A 23,595-nucleotide genomic window follows, 5' to 3' on the forward strand; every position below is an offset into this window, starting at 1 on the left:
ATGAATATGAAATATAACGCTACTTTGGCAGGACTGATGGTCTGCTGTGGTTTTTGGGTACAGGCTCAGGATAATAAGGGGGTACATATCAGCGGTTATGCCGAGGTGTATTACCAGCATGATTTTGGTGCTGCCAAATCAAATCAAAGACCTAACTTTATATATAGCCATAACAGGAATAATGAGGTCAGTCTGAATCTGGGAATGATAAAGGCCTCCTATGTAACAGAACGCATGCGTACAAATTTGGGAATAGGTGTCGGCTCCTATATGAACGCCAGTTATGGTGGGGAACCGGATGTCTTGAAAAATATATACGAAGCCAATATCGGGGTTCGTCTTTCTCCATCGCGGGACCTGTGGTTGGATGTCGGTGTATTGCCCTCGCATATCGGTTTTGAAAGTGCTTTAGGAATGGATTGTCCAACGCTGACCAGGAGTATAATGGCCGAAAATTCTCCCTATTTTGAAACAGGTGCGAAGCTGTCCTATCAGACAGAGAATAAAAAATGGCAGCTTGCTTTGTTGGTGCTGAATGGCTGGCAACGTATACAGCGGGTAGAGGGGAATACGACTCCCGCATTTGGACACCAATTGACATTTCGCCCATCCGAACGATGGACACTCAATAGCAGTTCTTTTGTCGGAAGTGATAAGCCGGACAGTACGCGGCAGATGCGGTATTTTCATAACCTGTATGCGCAGTATCAATGGAGTGAAAAAATTAACTTTACAGCAGGGTTTGATATCGGTGCCGAGCAACAGGAAAAAGGAGCTGATAAATATAGACATTGGTATACTGCCGTATGGATTATGCAGTATAGATTGAATACCAAACTGGCCCTTGCTGGACGGATGGAATATTTTAAAGACCGTAACGGGGTGATTATTGCTGTTGAAGACGAAAGGGGGATGCGGGCGTTGGGGGCATCGGCAAATGTTGATTATCACATCTTGCCCAATTTGGTGTGGCGTACGGAACTAAAGAATTTGGCACTACGGGATCGTTCGCATTGGAGCGCGACAACGGCATTGGCCGTTAAGTTTTAAGTTGTCCTAGCAGAACAAAGCGATATGGAAGAAAACAAACGGGCGGAACATTTTCTAGAGCTGATAAAAAAGTCGAGAAGGGGTAAGTTTAAACTCTATATCGGCATGAGTGCAGGGGTCGGAAAAACCTACAGGATGTTGCAGGAGGCCCATGCTATGCTCAAAAATGGAATCGATGTTAAGATTGGTTATATCGAGACACACCGGCGTAAAGAAACTCATGAGCTTCTGGAGGGACTTCCCATTATTCCGCGCAAGTGCATGTTTTATAAAGGCAAGGAACTGGAGGAAATGGACCTTCAGGGAATCTTAGCAGTTCGGCCAGAGGTGGTCATTGTCGACGAATTGGCACATACCAATATGGAAGGTAGCGCCAATGAAAAGAGATGGCAGGATGTTATGGATATCCTCAAGGCAGGAATCAATGTGATCAGTGCGGTAAATATCCAACATATCGAAAGCCTCAATGATGAGGTGCGCGATATCACAGGTGTAGAGGTTCGCGAGCGTATCCCCGATAGTGTAGTGGCCTTGGCGGATGAGGTCGTCAATATAGACCTTACTGCCGAAGAGTTAATCGATAGGCTGAAAGCAGGGAAGATTTATGAACAGAGTAAAGTGGATACAGCACTGATCAACTTTTTTAAAAGCGAGCATATATTACAATTGCGGGAGCTGGCGCTTAAGGAGGTGGCCTCGCAGGTACAGCGAAAAGTAGAATCGGAAGTGGCTCCGCTACGGGCGGTGAAAAAGGAGCGCCTCCTGGCCTGTATCAGTTCAAACGAAAAAACAGCACGGACGATAATCCGTAAGACGGCGCGCCTGGCTAACTATTATAATGCGGTATGGTATGTGCTTTATGTGCAGACGGCAAAAGAGAGCGTGGATAAGATTGCGTTGGACAAACAACGGCATCTGATCAATAACTTTAAACTGGCAACCGAGTTAGGAGCAGAGATTGTGAAGGTGAAGGGCAAAGGGATTACGCAGTCTATTCTCGCCCAGTGTGAAGAACGTAAGATTACAACAGTATGTATAGGTAAGCCCCATATGACATTGTTTCGGGTGATCTTGGCAACAGATACGTTTAATACGCTATTAAATAAATTGTCCAGAGAAAATATAGATTTGGTTATCTTGAGCTGATAGTTCTAAGATGATACAAGAACATAGGATATGAAGATGAACATAAAGACAAAAATTACCTTTGGGGTAGGCATGTTATTCTTCTTGATTGTATTGTTGGCCACAGTCAGTGGTTGGTATGTCAATCAGTTGAAAAAGGATACAAACAATATTCTTGTAGCCAACTACAACACTTTGCTGTACGCGAACAATATGTTGACGGTACTCGATGAGTTGGATACCGACCCTGTAGCGGTCAAACTTTTTAAAGAGAACCTCGACAAACAGAGCCGTAATATGACAGAAGTCGGAGAGCGGGATGCGACACAGTTGATTCTTGAACATCTCCAGGCACTCGAACGTAAGCCCGACGATCCAGTCTTGATAGCAGCGATCCGTACGGATATTACGGAACTGATGCGGCTTAATATGGAAGCTATCGAACGGAAAAGTGATATCGCGGGTAATACAGCTCATCGTGCGATTGTGATCATCTCCATCACAGGAGCGCTGTGTTTTTTGATTGCCTTTGTGTTATTGGTTAATCTACCTTCGTCTATCGCCAATCCGATTACCGAACTTTCTGATAGCATTAAACAGATCGCTAATCAAAATTATAAGAAGCGGGTGTTCTTTTCTGGACACCGGGAATTTGGTGAACTGGCAGATTCCTTTAATACGATGGCGGAGAAGCTAGAGGAATATGCGGATAGTAAGTTGGATAAACTGTTGAAAAGCAAGAAGCGGATTGATACACTTATCGAAAGGATGCACGATCCTGTTATAGGTACGGATGAGGGAGAGATTATTCTATTTGCCAACGAACAGGCTTGCAAGGTGACGGGAATGAAAAATGAAGAGTTGGTCGGCAGGTCGATTCGAGATCTAGCGGTACAGAATGATTTGCTGCGGGACGTGTATCGCGATCAAGGACAGAGGACTGGATACGAAGGAAAGACGCTTCAGATTTATGCCGATGGCAAGGAAAGCTATTTCGAGAAGGAATTGGTCAATATTACGATTGTACCTACCGGGGAAAGCGAAGAACAGTTTATCGGACGGGTTATTCTGTTGAAAAATGTTACCGCCTTTAAAGAAATGGATCTAGCAAAAACCAATTTTATCGGAACGGTATCACATGAGTTTAAGACACCGATAGCTTCTATAAAGCTAGGGATACAACTGCTAGAAAATAAGCAGGTCGGGGAGTTGAATGAAGAACAAGCTGGTCTGGTGACAGGAATTAAAGATGACCTACAGCGCCTGTTGGATATCACAGGCGAATTGCTGAATATGGCACAGGTGGAAAGCGGGGCTATTCAGATGACAATTACTGCTACCGAGGTGCAGCCTATAGTCGACTATGCGATAGAAGCGAACCGGGCTGCGATAGAGCAGCGCCATATACAGGTGCTTGTTGATATCGATGAGCCTGTGCGTAAGGTGCAGGCCGATTCCGAGAAAACAGCGTGGGTATTGACCAATTTGCTTTCCAACGCATTGCGTTATTCTCACGACGAGTCTATGGTATATATTCAGGTGTATGTTAAAGAAGATAAAGTCTGGTTTTCTGTACGGGACACGGGGCAGGGCATTCTTCCAGAGTATATGGATAAGATCTTTCATCGCTATTTTAGAGTGCCCGGATCTAAGAAAGAAGGAACAGGACTCGGCCTTAGTATTAGTAAGGAATTTATCGAGGCCCAGGGCGGACTCATTACCGTAGAAAGTGAGTACGGTGTAGGCAGTGTTTTCTCTTTTTGCCTCAAAATCGGTTAATCATTTATTCCTCATTTTAATACCAACCTCAGTAAAAGTCTGAGGTTTTTTTGTTTGTTGTGCAAATCTAAAATATTGTATCGACAACCAATTTTCTTGTATCACTCGGTTTTTTGTAGCTGTAAATTTACAAAACGAAACTAAAAGATTCCTTTCGGTTAAATTAATAACACGTATCACTAAAAAAAGTGATATATGTCACTTTTTTAGTGATACGTGTTAACTGTTCCGTGAAAGTATTTAATGACTTCATGTTTTTTTAATCGTTTCGGGAAAATTTATCGGGATAGTAAAGACAAGCTGTTCTCTTGCCTATATTTTTAGTATGATTTATTATTGTTTTAATTAATAAAAATTCATAAAATAAACTTAAAATTTTCGTTTGAATAATTTTTTTTAATAAAAAGTAACATTTAGTTTTGTAATGTATTTATCATGTTACATATGATAGATGCTACCTAGTTGAAATTGTAATGATGTATTTGAGTGCGCGGATTCGCGGGCTCAGAGTCCATACCAAGTTGTTGATATATATGAAAAATGCAAGTCAAGCCCCTGGATTATTGCGGAGCCGTTCGTTAAGCTTCCTTTTTATGCTGGTTACTTATTGTAGTTTGTTGCTGATGCCCGGATGGGCCAGGGGGCAGACGACCTATGCTTCCGTTGATCCGAGTTCTGATATTGAGGACAAGGGGTTGCTTGGTGCGACTGGCGGAGCAAAGGTTGAAAATCTTCCAAATGCTAAAGATCCTTCAAATAGCAATTGGGCAACGATGGTTGCGGCTAAAACTTTGGGTCTTAATTTGGGATCAATACCGATTACTGTCGCAGGAGGGAATCCATGGGTACAAGTTAAGTATCCGAGTCCACAAGATGCAAAAGCAATTACAGTGGTTAAAATCTCTAAATTTGTAACTGGTGGGCTTAGTCTTGACGTAGGTGCACTTTTGGGGTTGGCTAATGAAATATTTGAAGTAAATCTATACCAAGGTGCTTCAGCTAGCAGTAATGGGACTCGGATTAATACAAATGTTTTAAGATCCGTAGTTGTCGATAAGAACGGAGATTATAATTTGATTATCCAAGCTCCAACAAATACAACTAATTACAATAGTGTTAGGATTAAGTTAAATTATCCACCTTCAGTAGTGCTTGGGCTAAATGTAGGTGCAACTTTGGAGACAAGGGTGTATAATGCGTTTATTTTGAATGGGGCAGTATGTGATGGTCCGCTTTATTCTTCAGTAGGAGAGAGCTCTGGCATTGCTTTAAATTTAACAGACGTCGTAAAAAACCCACAATTTGCAATTGACGAAAATACATCCAATTACTCCGAAATATCAACTGCAACAGTTGGTGTAGGGAACATAGTATCTCAGAACATATTTTTCCCTAAGCTTTCAGAATCTAATTCAAAACTGAAGATTCGATTTGGTATTTCGGCATCTACGTTAAACCTCAATTTGATTGGCTCGTATAGAATAAAAGCTTTTAGTGGAAGTAGTACTACGCCAGTCTTAAATGAGACACTAAGCGGTGGACTTTTAGGCTTAGACCTTTTGGGGTTGTTGAAAGACGGAAATAGTATTACCGCTTCATTCAACGTTACGCAGCCTTTTGACCGCATTGAGATAAGTACTGATGGGGTATTGAGTGTTAATTTGGGTGCTTCTTTGAGGTTATATGGTGTGTCTCGTACAAGCGCTGCTTGTCCTGAGCCTCCACCGGCACCAAGTCCGTTGATTAACCCAATGTGTGCAAATACTAATATCGTTTCAGCGGAATACGTAGATGATGCCACTTTTGCTACAGATGGTGATTTTGATAGTTATGCTAGTATTCGTTCGGGCACAGGGATTTTGTTAGGACTTGGTAATCATTCTGGTCATCTTGAAGTAAACTTCCCACTTGCCGGAGTTCCAGCTAACAAAACCACTTACATTCGAATTGACTACGATACAAAAGTGCTTAATACACTATTAGCTGGCTCTTTGGGAAATACAGTTGCTGGTTTGGTGAATGGATTGTTACTTGGAGAACACTATTTTGATATCCAACTTAAGAATGGAGCTAATGAAGTGTTGCAGACCTCTAGTATTAATAATTTTAATACTGCTAATGGACAAGTTCGTATTGTACAAGATAAAGCAGGAAGATATTATATTGCTATAAAATCGACTAATCCTTTTACCAATATTCGTATAACAGATAACACAAGTGCGGTAGTCGGACTTCTCGCTCCTAATCAATTCTTGAATGTATATAGCATCTGTTATGAAGCGAGTGACGCTATTTGTGACCCTGCTTTCTCTACATCGTATGATGGAACTGGTATTACTCTAGATTTATTGGGATTAGGTAATAATGGAGTCATCAATGCGCAAAATGCTATTGATGATAATAACGGAACTTTTTCTGAAATTAATTTAGGGTTGTTGAGTGTTGCAGGCTCTATGTCACAATATATCAACTTTAATTCGCTAAGTGATCCTAATTCTGTATTTAAGATAAAATTAGCTTTAGCTGCTTCCAAGACACTTAATGTAGATCTGCTGGGGGCGTATGAAGTTTTGGCTTACAATGGAAATACCGAAGTATATCGTAGGACGCTAAGTTCTGGATTATTGAATGGTACAGATCTCTTAGGTCTTTTAGGCGGACAGGAAAAAACAATTACGTTTGCACCAGGAAAGGCATTTGATCGTATTGAGATTCGAGTTAATGGATTGGTAGGTGTCAGTGCCTTTGAATCAGCAGTGAAGGTGTATGATGTAAAACGTTTTGGCCCCACAGGTTCTGGATGTGAAGATCCGGACTTTGAATTACCTGACGCTACCGATGATCCATTCGAAGTACCTGCTTGTGATGCTAAGGTTATAGATTCACAACATGCGGATTATCCTTGGCTAGCTGCGGATGGTAATAATGAATCTTATGCAACCTTAACAGCGGGCAGTGGATCCCTATTGGGAATTGGTGCGTATTCTGGATTCTTAGAATATGAAATAGCTGGTGGAGTCACTGCTAATAAAACTACTTATGTGCGTATAGACATGGAAGATAATATCTTGGATCGTCTGTTGAGCGGTACATTAGGTAATTTAGTAGGAGCCGTTGGTGGTCTAGTGCTGGGTGATCATTATTTTACAGTAGAGGCTAAAACAGAAACAGGAGGAACTACGGTGCTAACTGGCTCAAGTGCAAATGCTTTTGTTGGAACCACAGGTGGTGACTTACGCATTGTCCAGGACAATATTGGACGTTATTATATAGCCATCACACCTAATCAGGCTTATAAGAATATTAAAATCACAGAGCACTTCCCGGCATTAGTCGGAACTACGAAAGATGGTGCGACAATGAAAATCTTTGAGGCTTGTAGAGAAATTGGAACAGACAATTGTCTGCCAGCTCAATTTACTTCTTTTGATGTTACTGGGGTGAATTTAGGATTGTTGGAAGCTGCTGGTGTGAAAGATGCAGATCATGCAATCAGCGGTAACTCATCTGATTATTCAGAAATTAGTACCGGTACTGTAGCTGTCGCAGCGGAGGTTGCACAACGTATCTATTTCAACAAGCTTTCTACAGCTGGAGATCAACTGAAAGTACGTCTACAGATGGATCCAGCTAGTTTAGTAGCAATAGATTTGGCAGGGCGTTACAAAATTGTTACTTACAACGGAAGTGCAGTTGCCGAGACATTTATCTTAGAGCAAGGACTGATTAATAACCTGAATTTATTAAATTTATTCAGATCTGGTGGTGTGCAGACCCTGACCTTTGAAACGAACGTGCCATATGATCGTGTGGATGTGGTTGCAGTTTCACTGTTAAACGTAGCGTTGACTCCTTCAATTCGCCTTTACGAGGTGAAACGTATAGGTGCCGGATGCCCTGAAACCACCACACCTTCTCCTTTCGAGAACCCAGTTTGTGTAACATCAATTGTAGATGCTTCTAATGCGGAAGATATTAATAATTTGTTTGATAATGATTTTGATAGCTATGCAACGTTAAAATCCGGGGCAGGACTATTGTTAGGTTTGGGTAATAAGTATGAAGGCTTTGTAGAGCTTGGTTTTGGTGAAGTTATACCTGCAAATAAGACAGCATACATTCGTGTCGATTTTGACAATGGTTTGTTGAATCACTTATTGGGTGGTAGTATAGGTGGTGCATTGGCCGAGGTTGTTAATAACCTAGTATTGGGCAATCATTACTTCTCGGTACAGGCCAAAGATGCTTCTGGTATAGTTCTTCAAGGAGCAAGTAACAATAACTTTGGCTCTAATAATGATAGGATACGGATTGTTCAGGACGCTCTTGGACGTTATTATATAGCGATAACTCCAGACAAACCATACAATTCTCTTCGTATTACAGATCATACAAATGCTGCGTTAGGTTTGTTAGCTAAACCTAATTCTATGAATGTATATGGTGCATGTGTAGACAATCCGTTGACAGACTGTCAACCGGTATTCACCACTTCATATGATGCTAAAGGCCTTTCCTTAGATGCAGCTGGTTTAGCAGGTAGTGGAGTCACGAATGCTAATCATGCAATAGATGCCAATACGACCAATTACTCCGAGATTAGTTTAGGAACTGTTGCGGTGGGTACGTCAGTAAAACAGATTTTTGACTTCCGTAAAACAGCATTGGCTAATGAAGTTGTTAATATTAAATTACAATATGGATCAGGAGCTTTAGATGCCAACCTCATAGGTGGATTGGAAATCATTGCCTATAAAGGTGTTACTCCTGTGAAAACATTGGATGTTCAAAGTGCGTTGATCAATGGATTGAACGTGTTAGATATACTAAATAATGGTGCAAAGGACGTTATTCCTTTTGCACCGGGTGTTGAGTTCGATCGTATCACTGTAGGATTGAGAGCTGTTGTAGGTGTGTCTGCACTTCCAACATTACATGTGTATTCAATCGAGAAAGATTGTAAGGCACCTATGTTTACCGCCTGGAAGTCATTTGCGGTAAATGGTAATGCAAATATCAAGACTGTAAAAGGTGGTGAAGAAGTAGAATATACTATCCATGTACGCAATACAGGTTCTGTGGCACTGAACGATTATATCGTTACAGATGCTATTCCTGCCAATACTACTTATGTAGCAGGATCGGGAGGTACGTTTGCAAATGGTGCCGTGACTTTTACCGGTATTGATGTAGCCGCAGGTGCTACTGCGACTGTGAGTTTCAAAGTTACTGTAAATCCAGATCTAACGGGTGTTACTAAAATTAGCAACGTTGCATTGGTTAAGAAAGATGCTACGGATCCAGGTACAGAAACATTCCCTCCATCGCCAACCAATCCAAATGAGCCGAAAACAGATGGAGACAAAGGAACGGATATACCAGTAGAACAAATTTCATCTATATCGACGTGGAAAGCAGCTGTAGCAAAATCAGCTGGCGCTACCGTAACTTCTGTTTCGGGCGGTGAGACTATAGATTATACAATATATATAAAAAATACAGGTAACCAAGCTTTAACTGAGGTTAAGGTTACAGAAGCAGTCCCAGCAGGGACAACCCTAGCTGCAGGAAGTTCTGTAAACTTCCCTGCATTAGATATTGCAGTAGGAGCAACAGAGTCTGTTACTTTCCAAGTAACGGTCAAAAGTGATTTGACGGGAATTACATCTATTAGCAATGTAGCTACAGTTACAACAACTGGAGGAACGCCTATAGAGACTACACCGGCTGATCCAACGAATCCTACTGTTGGTCCTGATCCAACTAAAGATCCGGGTGATCCGACGGAGATTCCGGTAGGTGATGAATTTGCTTTAGTATCTTGGAAAACAGCGATAGTAAATGGTGATGCTGCTATCACTTCGGTGAAAGGTGGAGAAACAATCGAGTATACGATTTATGTACGCAATACAGGTAATAAGGATTTGACCAATGTGGTTATTAACGATCCTTTGCCAGCAGGTACGACTTTGGTTTCTGGTAGTTTGCCATTCACCATTACGACATTGAAGGTGGGAGCCACATCTATAGGTTATACCTTTAAAGTCAAGGTGAATCAAAATCTTACAAATGTTAGCGAAATTAAAAATATTGCGAAAGTAACTAGTACGGAGATTACGACTGAGCAGGAAAGTTATCCTTCTCAAGTAGGTAATCCGAACGAACCGGATGTGACTAAACCAGCGGGTACTGTGACTTCGGTAACTCCGGTAAATAATATTGATTTAACATTAGCAGGTGTTAGCAACGGAGCTGTTTCTAGCATGGCTGCTAGTGATGATCAAATAACTTATACAGTTACCGTAACAAATACTGGCAATCAGGATTTAGTGGCTCTAGATTTGGCAACCACTATTCCAGCAAATACAACTTCTGTAAATAATGGTGTTTTCACTGCTAATGGAACAAATTTAACTTTTACCATACCGACTTTGGAGGTTGGTCAGACAGAGACTTATAGTTTTGTTGTCAAAGTGGGCACGATAGATAACGTTACAGTACCTTCTATTGATAATACTGTTACAGCTAGCAATGCACTTGTCACTGACACGAAGACGCATACAATGTTAACGGATTGTACACCAGTTGTAGCAGGGAATTTGATATTGATATCTTCTGCACCAAGTGTATGTATTGGGGGGGCAATTACCTTAGAAGGTGCCATAACTGGTGTTGCGAACGTAGCCCCAAGTATGATCAAATGGTACCGTGATTATAATGAAACTACAGGAGTCGTAAGTGGTTCTTTAGGAGCTGGGGCATCTGTGGTGATTACTCCTACTACAGTTGGCGATATTACATATTATGCTGTTGTTGAAGGAGCAGGGTTCTGTTTCGACAACCCACCTGCAAAGATATCGATTATCGTGAATGCTTTACCGGCTACGCCAACGATTACACCGAGTTCAGCCACTGTTTGTGAAGGTGAACAAGTAACATTGACAGCTACAGGTGGTGTGACTTATGTCTGGTCGAAAGTTGGAGAGGAAGATCCTCTAGTCGAGACAACTGGTACATTGACTCTTCTTGGAGCATTATCAGATGCCGGAAAATATACAGTTAGGGCTGTAAATGGAGATGGCTGTACAAGCGACGCTTCGACAGCAGTGGAAGTTGTAGTCAACCGGAAGCCTGTTGCATTAATAAGCCCATCTTCTTCGTCAATTTGTGCGGGAGAAAATATTATTCTGACTTCTAATAGCGCTACTAATAACAAGTGGTATAGAGATGGAGTACTGTTGTTGGATGAGGCCGGTAATACTTTGACAGCAGAGACAATTACGGTTAATCAATCTGGAAGCTATACCTTGGTGATAGTTGATGCAGTAACAGGTTGCGAAAGTTTACCTTCTGTACCTACGGTCATCACAGTTAACCCACTTCCGGTAATTACATTGAATGGAGAGACTCAAATGACAGTAGCCTTGGGTAGCTCTGTTGCATTGCCTACAATTTCGAATCCCGATGCCGATGTCACCTATACCTGGTATGATGAAAAAGGAACGGTGATTGATCCACTTTTGCCGGTTACCTTTAACTTGGCAGGTGTATATACATATACAATCGTTGCCAATAATAATGTGAGCGGATGTATGGCGTCAACAACGGTAATTATTACAGTTTTTGACAGTAATGGCTGTCCTCCAATCTATAAAAGACATTATGCTTCTTCACAGAAATGGGTGAGCACACTACCTGGATTGAATGGAGTTACTGATGCTGGCAATGCAGTTGATGGCAATCCGAGAACATATTCTAAATTATATGTTACAGCTGTGGCATTGGGGCTGGGTACAACATATCAAGATTTGAAATTTGATGCTAAAGTTGATAAAGGTACTCCTGTAACCATTAAGGTTGGTCCAGGTGGCGGATTATTAGGATTGGGAGATGGGCTATCCATTGTTGGTAGACGGAATGGAAGTGATATTGGTGTCATTCAGCCTGTGGGTGGTAAGCTATTGAGTTTGATCGATGGTGAAAGTTCTTACGAGTACACATTTGTGCCAGCAAACTCCAGTGGGCCTCAGGATTATGATGAGGTACGTATTATTTATGGTGCGTTATTGTCCGCTGCAAAAACCTTCAATATTTATGGAGCCTATATTAATGAATCAGTTTCTCAGTTAGATTGTAACCAACCGGAGATTATAGACGTTTTATCCGGCACACATGATTTGGGTTTAGCAGCGCTTACTGCCACAGTAGGAGTAAGGGATGCTTGGAATGTCGTTGACTCAGATCCAACTAATTATGCCCAATTATATAGTGGGGTAGGTGTTTTAGCTGAAGCTCAATTGACTGCAGCCTTTAGATCTGTCAGTCTTCCAGGAGATAAGCTGGAAATTAGAGTGTCGAATCCGAATCAGATACTACAGTTGAGTTTGTTGAGCGGGATGACGGTGCAACGTTATCACGGTACTACACCTGTAGGTTCAGCATTGAGTTCTAATGGAAACTTGCTGAAATTGGTATTACTTTCAGGAAACAATGACGGAAGGATTATAGTAGATCCTCAAGATGATTTACCATACGATCGAGTGAAAATTTCTTTACGGGGGCTCGTGAATGCACTTGAATTCTTGAATGTATATTATATTAAGCGCACACCAAAGATTGAAATTGCTAATCCCGTGGTAGACGGTAAAATTGAGTTATGTCCTAGTGAGTCGTTGAACTTAACTATACCGCAATCCTGCGTTACTTACGAGGTGTCTTACAATGGTCAGCTGTTGGATCCTGTCCAAGGAACCTCAGGAGGATTTAAATTACCTAGCGGGTTGACAGCAGGTGAGTATACTTTATTGGTACAACAAAAACGCTACGGTTGTAACTTTGGCGAAGCCCAAGAAGTCTTATTGACTTTGTTACCATCACCAGTTTCGACTGTCAAGCTCAATGATCTGGAACAAACTGCAATTACATTGGCCCCATATGACAAATTGAAGGTAGAGGTTGCAACAGATGCGACTACAACTATAGCAAAATGGGAAATTAATGAAAATGGTACGTGGGATGATTACACTGTAGCTAGTACAGCGAAAACATTTACATACGATGTACCATTAAAACCGGCTGGTTCTCAAGTCAAATTCAGAGCTTTATTAACTTCTGATAAAGGATGTGATGCCTATACAGGTGAAATTGTATTAAATATCAAAGCCCAAGAGGTTGATTATGATAATTCGAAACTTGTAGTTAAAAAAGGTACAGCCGTTGCAAATGGTTCGGATATGAATACGGTCGAAGCACAGATACGCGATAAGTTTGATATGCCTATTGCGGGTATCACGGTAGCATATACTGTAGCAGGTTTGCCAGAGGCTCAGCCATCCGCATTGACGGGCACTTCGGATGCAAATGGTCAGTTCGAATTGACATTGACCAGTGAGAAAATCGGTACGGCAAGTATCACGGCTACGGCTAATGGTACTGCGATCACCGTGGGAAGTCCGGCATTAGTTACATTCGTGGCAGGAGCTATCAACTTCAATAAATCAAATATCCAGGTTGTAGATAACAATGCTACAGCGGATGGTATATCTAAGAATAAAGTTGTCGTCAACTTAATGGATGCGTTCAGTAATCCGGTTGCTAACGCCGCAGTAGCATATACTGTCGCAGGCTTGCCAGAGGCTCAGCCATCCGCGTTGACGGGCACTTCAGATGCTAACGGTCAGTTTGAATTGACATTGACCAGTGAGAAGATCGGTACGGCAAGTATCACGGCTACGGCTAATGGTACTGCGATCACCGTGGGAAGTCCGGCATTAGTTACGTTCGTGGCAGGAGCAGTAGATTACGCTAATTCGAATCTGAAGGTCACAAAAGACGGAGCTATCGCTGACGGTGTTGACTATAACGAGTTCACAGCTACGATCATGGACGCGTTCGAGAATCCTATTGCGAACAAGGATGTAGTATTCAGTATTACAAATCCTGATGGCACTACGGAACAACGAACAATCACTACTGATGCAGTTGGTCAGGCTGTGATCGAGACTAGGTCTACGAAATCGGGTATAGTTACTGTTGATGCACAGGTAGATGCTAAGTCTATCAAAGACAGCCCTGCAGATGCAACTTTCGTAGCGGGCGCAGTAGATTACGCTAATTCGAATTTGAAGGTCACAAAAGACAATGCAGTTGCTGACGGTGTTGACTATAATGAGTTCACGGCTACAATCATGGATGCGTTCGAGAATCCTATTGCGAACAAGGATGTCGTATTTAATATTACAAATCCTGATGGCACTACGGAACTACGAACAGTCAAAACAGATGCAGCTGGTAAGGCAGTTATTCCGACGACTTCTACGAAAGCGGGTAAGGTTATTGTCGATGCACAGGTAGATGCTAAGTCTATCAAAGACAGCCCTGCAGAGGCAACGTTCGTAGCGGGAGCCGTCGATTACGCTAATTCGAATCTGAAGGTCACAAAAGACGGAGCTATCGCTGACGGTGTTGACTATAACGAGTTCACGGCTACGATCATGGATGCGTTCAAAAATCCTATTGCGAACAAGGAGGTCGTATTTAATATCACAAATCCTGATGGCACTAAGGAACAACGAACAATCACTACTGATGCAGTTGGTCAGGCTGTAATCGAGACTAGGTCTACGAAATCGGGTATAGTTACTGTTGATGCACAGGTAGATGCTAAGTCTATCAAAGACAGCCCTGCAGATGCAACTTTCGTAGCGGGCGCAGTAGATTACGCTAATTCGAATCTGAAGGTTACAAAAGACAATGCAGTTGCTGACGGTGTTGACTATAATGAGTTCACGGCTACAATCATGGATGCGTTCGAGAATCCTATTGCGAACAAGGATGTCGTATTTAATATTACAAATCCTGATGGCACTACGGAACTACGAACAGTCAAAACAGATGCAGCTGGTAAGGCAGTTATTCCGACGACTTCTACGAAAGCGGGTAAGGTTATTGTCGATGCACAGGTAGATGCTAAGTCTATCAAAGACAGCCCTGCAGAGGCAACGTTCGTAGCGGGAGCCGTCGATTACGCTAATTCGAATCTGAAGGTCACAAAAGACGGAGCTATCGCTGACGGTGTTGACTATAACGAGTTCACGGCTACGATCATGGATGCGTTCAAAAATCCTATTGCGAACAAGGAGGTCGTATTTAATATCACAAATCCTGATGGCACTAAGGAACAACGAACAATCACTACTGATGCGGCTGGTCAGGCTGTTATCAAGACGACTTCGACAAAACCAGGAACAGTTACAGTAGATGCACAGGTAGATGCTAAATCTATCAACGGTAGTCCAGCTACGGCGAAATTTGTTATTGCGAATAATTTATTAATAGCGAAAGTAGCTGATCAAACACGTGTCAAAGCAGGTACAAATACAAGCTTTACAGTGACGATCACCAATAATGGCCCTGCTAAGATTGAGGCGGGTAAAGTAATCACCCTTGGCGAGATACCAAGTACAGGATTAACAATCACTGGATACGCTGTAACTTCAGGTAATGCTATCGCAGCGGGTACTGGAAATACAGCTACCGTAACTACCAATAGTGAGATCACAGTAGGAGGTACAATCATTGTAAAAGTAACAGCAGCAGTAGGGGCGGATGCACCATCGACTATCACAAACGGTATCAAAGTATGGGGACCAGATAAGGATCCTGGTACTGACCCTGAGGATGATAAGGATGATACACCAGAAGTGCCGGTAGATCGGGAATCGAATCTGAGTATTGTGAAAAAGGCAGATCAGACACGAGTAAAAGCCGGAGAAAATACTACCTTTACATTGACTATTACAAATGATGGTCCATCTACTATCGATGTAGGCAAAAAAATCCAGCTGACAGAACGTCCTGGTGAAGGTGTAACCATCGATAAATATGAAATAGTAGGTACCAACGCAACTGTTAGCGGAACAGCTAATAATGCAGTGGTTACTACAACAGCGAAGATTGCAAAAGGACAGACTATAGTGGTAAAAGTAACCGCTAAAGTAGACGCAGATGCACCTTCGACGATTACCAATGGTATCACGGTATGGGGCCCAGATAAGGACCCTGGTACAGATCCTGAGGATGATACGGATGACACGCCTCCGGTTCCTGTAGATCGTGATTACAAATTGACCATAGAAAAAGTAGCAGATGAGAGTAAGGTAAAAGCCGGAGAGTCTACGACATTCACAGTGACGATAACCAACAATGGACCGTCTGTAATGGAGATAGGCAAAGATATCAAATTGGTAGAACGTCCTGGCGATGGTGTGAGCATAGAAAAGTATGAGATAGTTGGTAGTAATGCTACAATATCAGGTACAGGTAATAATGCTACGGTAAAAACTACGGCTAAATTAACAGTCGGCGGTACAATTATCGTGAAGATCACCGCTAAGGTGGATGATGAAGCTCCTGAGAAAATTACTAACGGCATCTCCGTTTGGGGACCAGGTAAAGAACCGGGAACAGATCCAGAAGACGATAAAGATGATACACCGGAGGTACCAGTGGTTTATCCATTGATCCAAGCGGTAGATGATGTTGCTGAAACAAAAACTGCTGTAGCAGTAGAGATTGATGTATTGGCTAATGATATCGTGACCAAATGGGATATTAACCCGACGTCTCTAGAGGTTGTATCTTCTTCGGTAGGAGCGACTACAACTGTGGGGATAGACGGTAAAGTTACCTATATCTCTTCTCGCGACAAGATTGGTGAAGATACCTTTACTTATCGTGTGAAAGATATCAAAGGCAGATGGAGTAATACAGCGACTGTACGTGTAGCTGTTATGAACAATGACCTGGATATTCCAAATATCATCACCCCGAATGGCGATGGTAAGAATGATGAGTTCCGGATCAATGGCCTAGAGCTTTATGACAGAGTAGTACTGACTATCGTCAACCGTTGGGGTAATGAGGTGTATAAGAGCAATAAGTACAATAATGATTGGTCTGGAGCCGGATTGAGCGAAGGTACATACTTCTATGTATTGGAGCTGGTGAAAGGCGGTAAGTCAGAAGTACAAAAGGGATGGGTGACGATCAAGTCAAATTAATTGAAATAATTAAGAAATACGTGTTATGAAACGATACGGAATAAAAAGTGCATTAGTGTTGACCATGGCTCTTCTCGGAATGAAGAGCTACGGCCAACAGAATATTCAGTTTACACAATATATATTCAATTCGATCAGCGTAAACCCAGCCTATACCGGGTATAAAGAGGAGTGGTTTGGACAGATGGGGCTTCGCAGTCAATGGTCCGGATGGGATGGCGCACCGAAGACGGGGACGATATCCATAGATGGAGTGATCGACGACGATAAGCGGCATGGTGTGGGTTTGCAGATTACTGGAGATCAACTTGGGGCGCAGGGTGCGATGAGTGCCTACGCCAACTATGCATTGCGTCTACAGCTGGACCGGTCAGATGAGCACCGCTTGGCTTTAGGAATTGCAGCAGGAGCAACACAATATAGTTTGGATGGTAATAAATTGAAGTTCCATGATCAAGGTGACCAAGCTGTGCCCGAAGGTAAGATTTCGACCTGGCGCCCAGACGTGCGACTAGGGGTATACTATAGTAACCCTAAGTGGTACGCAGGTGTGGCGGTACACGATTTGTTCACCAATAGTAAGAGTGGAGAGGATTTTCAATTCAACTTAAACTCCCTAGAGAGTCTCTATAGAAGTATCCACGGCTATTTCATAGCCGGGATGTTGGTCGAGTTGGATCGGGGATTGATGTTGCGCCCAAGTATCCTGATCAAGGATGATTTCAAGGGGCCAACGTCTTTGGATGTCAACGCGATGTTTATCTTTAATGAAAAGTTTTGGATAGGTGCCAGTTATAGAACAAGAGCGAAAATATTCGATAGGGATTATGTTTCAAAATCTGCAGCCAAACTCAGTGCATTAAATTCGATGAGCGGTATTGCGCAGTTTTACGTTTCACCGAAATTCAGAATAGGCTATTCTTACGATCACATGCTTAATAGAATGAGCGGTATGCAGAATGGAACACATGAAGTAACATTGGGCGTTACCTTTGGACGAACAGGAAGACAGGTGATGAGCCCTCGATATTTCTAACTATTAATTGTGAGCTATATGGAAAGAAAATATTATAAAGGAATAGGTGCTTTAGCAATGCTTTTGGCGCTTAACTTCCAACATATTCAGGCACAGGAGCAACCGGGTAGGAGAGCTAGGGCAGAACAGGAGTTCTTGCGCATGGAGTACGCAAATGCGGCACAGTCTTATGAGCAGTTGGTCTTGGATAAAAAGAAACCCAAAACCGAAGACTTAGAGCGACTGGCAGAAAGTTACTATTATATTAAACGTTATGACCTTGCCGAAAACTGGTTTTCACGGGTGGTCGTACTCCAAGATGCCAGCCAGGAGGCACACCTCAAGTATGCCGAGGTGCTGAAGCAACAAGGCAAATACCCTGAGGCTAAGGAACAGTACAGGGCATATATTGGTAAGTATGGGGCTAGTCCAGAGGTAGAACGTGCTATCGTCGGCGCCGATTCTGCCGCCTATTGGATGCAACATCCGACCAAGCACCAGATCAATAATGAACAGGCCATCAATACCGCTTTGGCGGAGTTCGGTCTTACACCTACCGCCAATGGCGCCTTGTATGCTACCGAACCGAATAGTATACTACAGGATAAAAGTGGGATGACAGGACAGTCTTACCTGAGAGTCTATTCGGCAGAACGTCGCATAGATGGTTCGTTGCACTATCCCAATCTGATGACCGAGTCTTTCAATAATTCGCCTTATCATGTGGGACCTGTAGCGGTCAATCTGGCAAATGATGTGTTATTCGTGACACGTACTTACGCTGGTAAGGATGCACAGAAATACAAAGCACATTCGCAACGCTGGAAGAAGCAAAACCTAGAACTTAAAATCTACAGAAAGAATGGTGAGACCTGGACAGAAGAAGATTTTCCATATAATAATGTAAAAGAGTATGCTTTGGGCCATGCAGCGTTGAATAAAGACGAAAAAATTCTTTACTTTGCATCAGATATGCCCGGAGGACAGGGAGGTGTTGATATTTGGTATTGTGAATTACAGCAGGATGGTTCTTGGGGGGCTCCCAAGAATGCCGGAAGCCAGATCAATACAAGTGGAGACGAAATGTTTCCTTCGGTAGAAGGCGATGAATTTTATTTTTCGAGTACCGGACATATCGGCATGGGAGGTTTGGATATTTTTAAAGCAACAGGCGCGAAGTCTACGTTTACCGTCCCCGTTAATATGGGATATCCGGTCAACTCTGCTTCGGACGACTTTGCCTTTGTGACCAGTATGGATGATGCTATGCATACGATGGGATATCTCTCTTCAAATCGTGCAGGAGGAGTAGGATCTGACGATATTTATTCCTTTTCTTTGACAAAACCTAGGTTAAATATTGAACTTCTTACTGTCGTAAAGGATAAAAAGACCGGAGAAATTCTAGATCGGGCGGTTGTAATGCTCTATGAAGAAAATAAAGTTATCGCCCGCGGAAGTACGGACAACAAAGGTGAAATTTATTTTGATATTGATAAAGGGTTGGCTTACAGGGTTTACGGAGAGCGTGAGGGATATATGGCAGATAGTGCTTCCTTCAATGCGGTGTATCCTCGACAAGATACAACCATATATTTAACACTAAATTTGCAACCTGTAAATAAAGTTGGCGAAAAATTTGTGTTAGAAAATATATATTACGATTTTGACCAATCTAAAATCCGTCCGGATGCGGCGCTGATTTTAGACAAGTTAGTAGCGACGATGCGTAATAATTCGACGCTAAAAATTGAGCTGTCAAGCCATACGGATAGCCGTGGGGCGAAGAAGTACAATGAAAGACTATCCCAAAGACGTGCACAGGCAGCTGTGGATTATATTGTGGGAAAAGGGATCGAACGAGACCGTTTAGTGGCTAAAGGCTACGGCGAGTCGAGATTGGTCAACAAATGTGCAGATGGAGTAGATTGTACACCGGACGAACACCAAGCAAACAGAAGGACGGAAGTCGAAGTGATTGCTTATTAAAATGCTCAGTTTTTTATCATACATTCCGTATGATTATAATGGTAGATGCGGAATGCGGTATTCTCTCCCCGATTATACCGCTTCCATTTTTTAATGGGATAGGCTACCAATAGCCGCAAATACCTTATCAACTACCTTATTGCAATAGATAAGATTAAATTCAAATAAATCTGAGGGCGTATAGCTTTTCTCAATTTCACGGCGCAATTTGTCCTTTGCCCGATTGAGTCTTACTTTGACATTACTTTCGCTGATGTTCAGTACCTGAGCTGTTTCAGCCACATCAAGGCCATTGATTTCACGTAAAGAGAAAACCATACGGTATTCCAGAGGCAGGCGTGACAGGGCTTCTTCGATCACACGGCGGAGTTCCCGTTGCTGTAAGATGCTATGGGAGTCCGGGTTAGAATGGTTGAACATTGGCTGTGATGCATCATCGATATCCATACTCGTCTCGTTTTTGAAGCTCCATTTTTCGCGTCTCCGGTAGCAGTTGTTCAGCATGATACGCATGATCCAGGATTTGAATTGAGCGCGCCCCTCAAAAGTATCAAGCCCTTTAAAAGCATCGACAAAACTGTCCTGCATCAGGTCCTGTGTATCTTCATGGTTGTAGTTGTAGGATCTCCCTATTTTGTAGAGGTAGGGGTTGAATCGCCTTACGATCTGTTCATAAAGTCGGGTGTCGCCGGCTAGTATACGGTCGATAAGTTCAACCTCGGGGAGGTCGTTGAATTGTTCCATAGTATAACTTTTATGTAGATTTTATGTCTTTCAAACCTACATAAAATCATAAGAAATACCTTGCTAAATATGTACATATTTAACCTGAAAAGTAAGGAAATCTAAGATGAGGAAATCCTATGGCCTGCGCCAAGCAAATAGTTCCGGTTGCAGTTGTTTGATAAAATCTAATAGTGCCGGAGATTCAATGACTTTAGACTCTTCGATGATGACTTTATTAAAGGTAATGATATTTAGATCTATACTGTTCAGTCTGGACTCCAGCTGTTTTAGTTTTTCGGTCAGTCGGGTTTGACACAGCCCCGTATGAAGGAGGAAAGCCGCACTCAGGGAGTGGTTCAGTGCCTTAAGTTTTAAAGAAGAGGTATGGATAAAGTCTGTGTTTCTCGCTGTTCTCCCTAGTTTTTGAAAATATTCCAAGATTTCTCTGATACTGACGTCCGGGGAGATGCCTGTTCCAAGGGATATCAACACCGTATTGTATGGCGGTGCAGCCGGCATCGCCTTAGATAAATCGTTATTGACCTGTAGCATAATTCTGTTCTTTCCTGTTTTGAATGTTTATACCATAACCTTATTTAAATACCTGTTCCATGAGCGCCCAAAAGCCACTATGGAGGGATCTATTTACATAGAGTAGGTGAGAGGGCAAAAGGTTACAGTTTTTTTAACTGGACCAGTAAATTAAATCCGATACTGGAGTAGCAGTAGGTTGGAACTATTCTTCAACTTTGTAAATGCTGTACAAACTTCTTAAAGTTCGTACCTTTGCAACAGAAAAATAGTTATCGTACAATGAACATCGCAGATTTATTAATTACCAAAAAGGAAGCCATTGCTTTAGATGATATGATTCTTGCTGACGAAAGCCGGATGCAGTTGGATCATCTATTGAAAGAACACAAGTATCTGGATGTGTTGCAGGGCTATGGACTACCGGTGAATAATAAGATCCTTTTACATGGAGCATCTGGATGTGGAAAGACGAGTACAGCCAAAGCGTTGGCAAGTGCGTTAAATAAGCCTATCTATATTCTGAATCTTAGCAATGTAATCAGTGCCAAGATCGGAGAAACCTCGCAGCACCTCAAACAGATATTCGACAAGGCGGGACGTGACCAAGCGGTTCTTTTTCTGGATGAATTCGATCAGATCGGAAAGTCTAGGATGAGTGAGGACAAGGACGTTGGCGAGATTCGTCGCCTTGTGAATACACTGATACAACTCATTGACTATTATCCTGAAAAGGCGCTATTGATCTGTGCAACCAATCATATCGAAGTTATCGATCAGGCTATTCTTAGGCGTTTTCAGTTGCAGATCGAGTATACCTTGCCATCGACTGTTGTTCTTGACCAGTACTATGATTCCCTGATGGATAAACTACCTGGAGATATCGCAGACGGTGTGCAACGCAAGTACAGTATATCGTTTGCCGAAGCTAAGGATTATGCATTTACGCAAGCTAAATACAACTTGATCGAACAGTTAGAAAATGGAGAAGCGCTGTTGCGTGACGAAGCGTTGGAGGCCTAATTCCCCTTTATTTGTAAGTCAGGTACCGCCATGCGTACTCTAGCGGTCCCTGTTTAAAATATCTCAACCATATATTGCTGAAGAGCAGTTGGAAAGAGCTGATTCCTATTACCAGAATGAAGCCGTCCGATGGCGACATCTGTCCATATTGACGACAGCCATAGCTGTACATGATCGTTGTGCAGATTACCGATTGCATAATATAGTTGGTCAGAGCCATACGTCCAAGAGCGGAAAAAGGTCCTAGTATTTTCTGCCATCTATTCTTTTGTAGTAAAATAAGGACTGAGCTGATATAGAATATCCCAATGCAGGGATCTGCGATGTACGTGCCAAATAGCTGGGTCATATTGTAATGAAAACTATCTGCGGGTTGGTCAAGATACAATGTACTGGCCACTGCCACCGGCAATCCGATAATGAGTGCCCCAATCTGTATCTCCCGTAATGTTTCCGCATTTTGCAATAGATTTTCGAAAATCCGGGTGGCGCCAGCATAAGCACCTAATAAAAACATCGCTAGGATTTGAGGAGATATCAAGAGGTATACGATCCTAATTGTACCAAGGTCAATCCGGTTTTGTTCAAATATAGCTTTTATACTGCCCTGTCCATAGATGTTTGTAAGCTGTGTGATGATACCCGTGTGATGTCCATCATTTTGTCCGGCAAAAAAGCTAGCCCCTAGTAAAAGGGAGCCTACGAGAAAGATAATAATCGGAGAGACTAGTAGAAAAAAGGACCATTGCAGTAATTGATTTGGGGTGGAGTGCCAAAAGAAGGCTAAAACTACACCTAGCAAACTATAGGTCACAAGTGTATCTCCATACCATATGAAATAGCTGTGCAGCAATCCTATTGCTAATAAAAACAACAGCCTTTTGGCGAATAATCGCATCGGCTGATCTGTTTTCAGTCTGGCATTTCTCATAAAAATGCTAAAACCCAGTCCAAAAAGAAAGGAGAATATCGCTAGAAACTTTCCTCCGGCAAAGAAATGGATCAGCTTCATACTCCAATGCTGCCACGTCTCTGTCCATAGGGTAAATCGACTGCTATGTAATGATGGAAAGGAAAATAAGCCAATGTTCACTAACAATAATCCAACTAAAGCTAGCCCGCTGATGATATCTATTTCGTTTATACGTTGCGCTTTTTTAGGAAGATTCAGTTCTTTTATGTTAGCATTCATTATTGTGAGACCAATTCTAAAAAATTATGTATTTATCCATTCTTCGGAGTAAAAGTAAATAAACAGTATGATCATCAGGCCGAAATAGTACTTCAACTGTACAA

At 42.3% G+C, this 23,595-nt stretch carries 10 protein-coding genes; 7 read left to right on the top strand and 3 right to left on the bottom strand.

What is annotated here, in order from left to right:
- From JKG64_RS11640 to JKG64_RS11665, 6 genes are all read left to right on the top strand, one after another.
- Positions 1-1,050, top strand: coding sequence for a porin (locus JKG64_RS11640; RefSeq protein ID WP_210354483.1), 1,050 nt, complete (start codon positions 1-3; stop codon positions 1,048-1,050).
- 24 nt (positions 1,051-1,074) lie between these two features.
- Complete coding sequence (locus JKG64_RS11645) at positions 1,075-2,196, top strand: sensor protein KdpD (protein WP_210354484.1); 1,122 nt, start codon at positions 1,075-1,077, stop codon at positions 2,194-2,196.
- Between the two features lie 30 nt (positions 2,197-2,226).
- Positions 2,227-3,954, top strand: a complete 1,728-nt coding sequence (locus JKG64_RS11650) for a sensor histidine kinase (RefSeq protein WP_246512575.1) — start codon at positions 2,227-2,229, stop codon at positions 3,952-3,954.
- A 533-nt stretch (positions 3,955-4,487) separates the two neighbouring features.
- On the top strand, positions 4,488-17,015 hold the full coding sequence (locus JKG64_RS11655; RefSeq protein WP_210354485.1) for an Ig-like domain-containing protein: 12,528 nt from the start codon (positions 4,488-4,490) through the stop codon (positions 17,013-17,015).
- A gap of 25 nt (positions 17,016-17,040) precedes the next feature.
- A complete protein-coding gene (locus tag JKG64_RS11660; protein ID WP_210354486.1) occupies positions 17,041-18,051 on the top strand; it encodes a PorP/SprF family type IX secretion system membrane protein in 1,011 nt (336 codons plus the stop codon).
- An 18-nt stretch (positions 18,052-18,069) separates the two neighbouring features.
- Positions 18,070-20,019, top strand: a complete 1,950-nt coding sequence (locus JKG64_RS11665) for an OmpA family protein (protein WP_210354487.1) — start codon at positions 18,070-18,072, stop codon at positions 20,017-20,019.
- A gap of 90 nt (positions 20,020-20,109) precedes the next feature.
- On the opposite strand, the gene JKG64_RS11670 is transcribed toward JKG64_RS11665, so the two are convergent.
- Complete coding sequence (locus JKG64_RS11670) at positions 20,110-20,763, bottom strand: sigma-70 family RNA polymerase sigma factor (protein WP_210354488.1); 654 nt, start codon at positions 20,761-20,763, stop codon at positions 20,110-20,112.
- Between the two features lie 117 nt (positions 20,764-20,880).
- A complete protein-coding gene (locus tag JKG64_RS11675; protein WP_210354489.1) occupies positions 20,881-21,297 on the bottom strand; it encodes a hypothetical protein in 417 nt (138 codons plus the stop codon).
- A 261-nt stretch (positions 21,298-21,558) separates the two neighbouring features.
- On the opposite strand from JKG64_RS11675, the gene JKG64_RS11680 reads away from it, so the two are divergent.
- The gene (locus JKG64_RS11680; RefSeq protein ID WP_210354490.1) at positions 21,559-22,299 is read left to right on the top strand and encodes an AAA family ATPase; all 741 of its coding nucleotides are present in this window, start codon (positions 21,559-21,561) and stop codon (positions 22,297-22,299) included.
- Positions 22,300-22,306: 7 nt separating this feature from the next.
- Here the strand turns inward: JKG64_RS11680 and JKG64_RS11685 are convergent, their stop codons facing one another.
- Positions 22,307-23,491, bottom strand: a complete 1,185-nt coding sequence (locus tag JKG64_RS11685; RefSeq protein WP_210354491.1) for a DUF418 domain-containing protein — start codon at positions 23,489-23,491, stop codon at positions 22,307-22,309.
- Between the last annotated feature and the right edge of the window lie 104 nt (positions 23,492-23,595).

The sequence above is a fragment of the Sphingobacterium tabacisoli genome, assembly GCF_017908035.1.
GTDB lineage: Bacteria > Bacteroidota > Bacteroidia > Sphingobacteriales > Sphingobacteriaceae > Sphingobacterium > Sphingobacterium tabacisoli.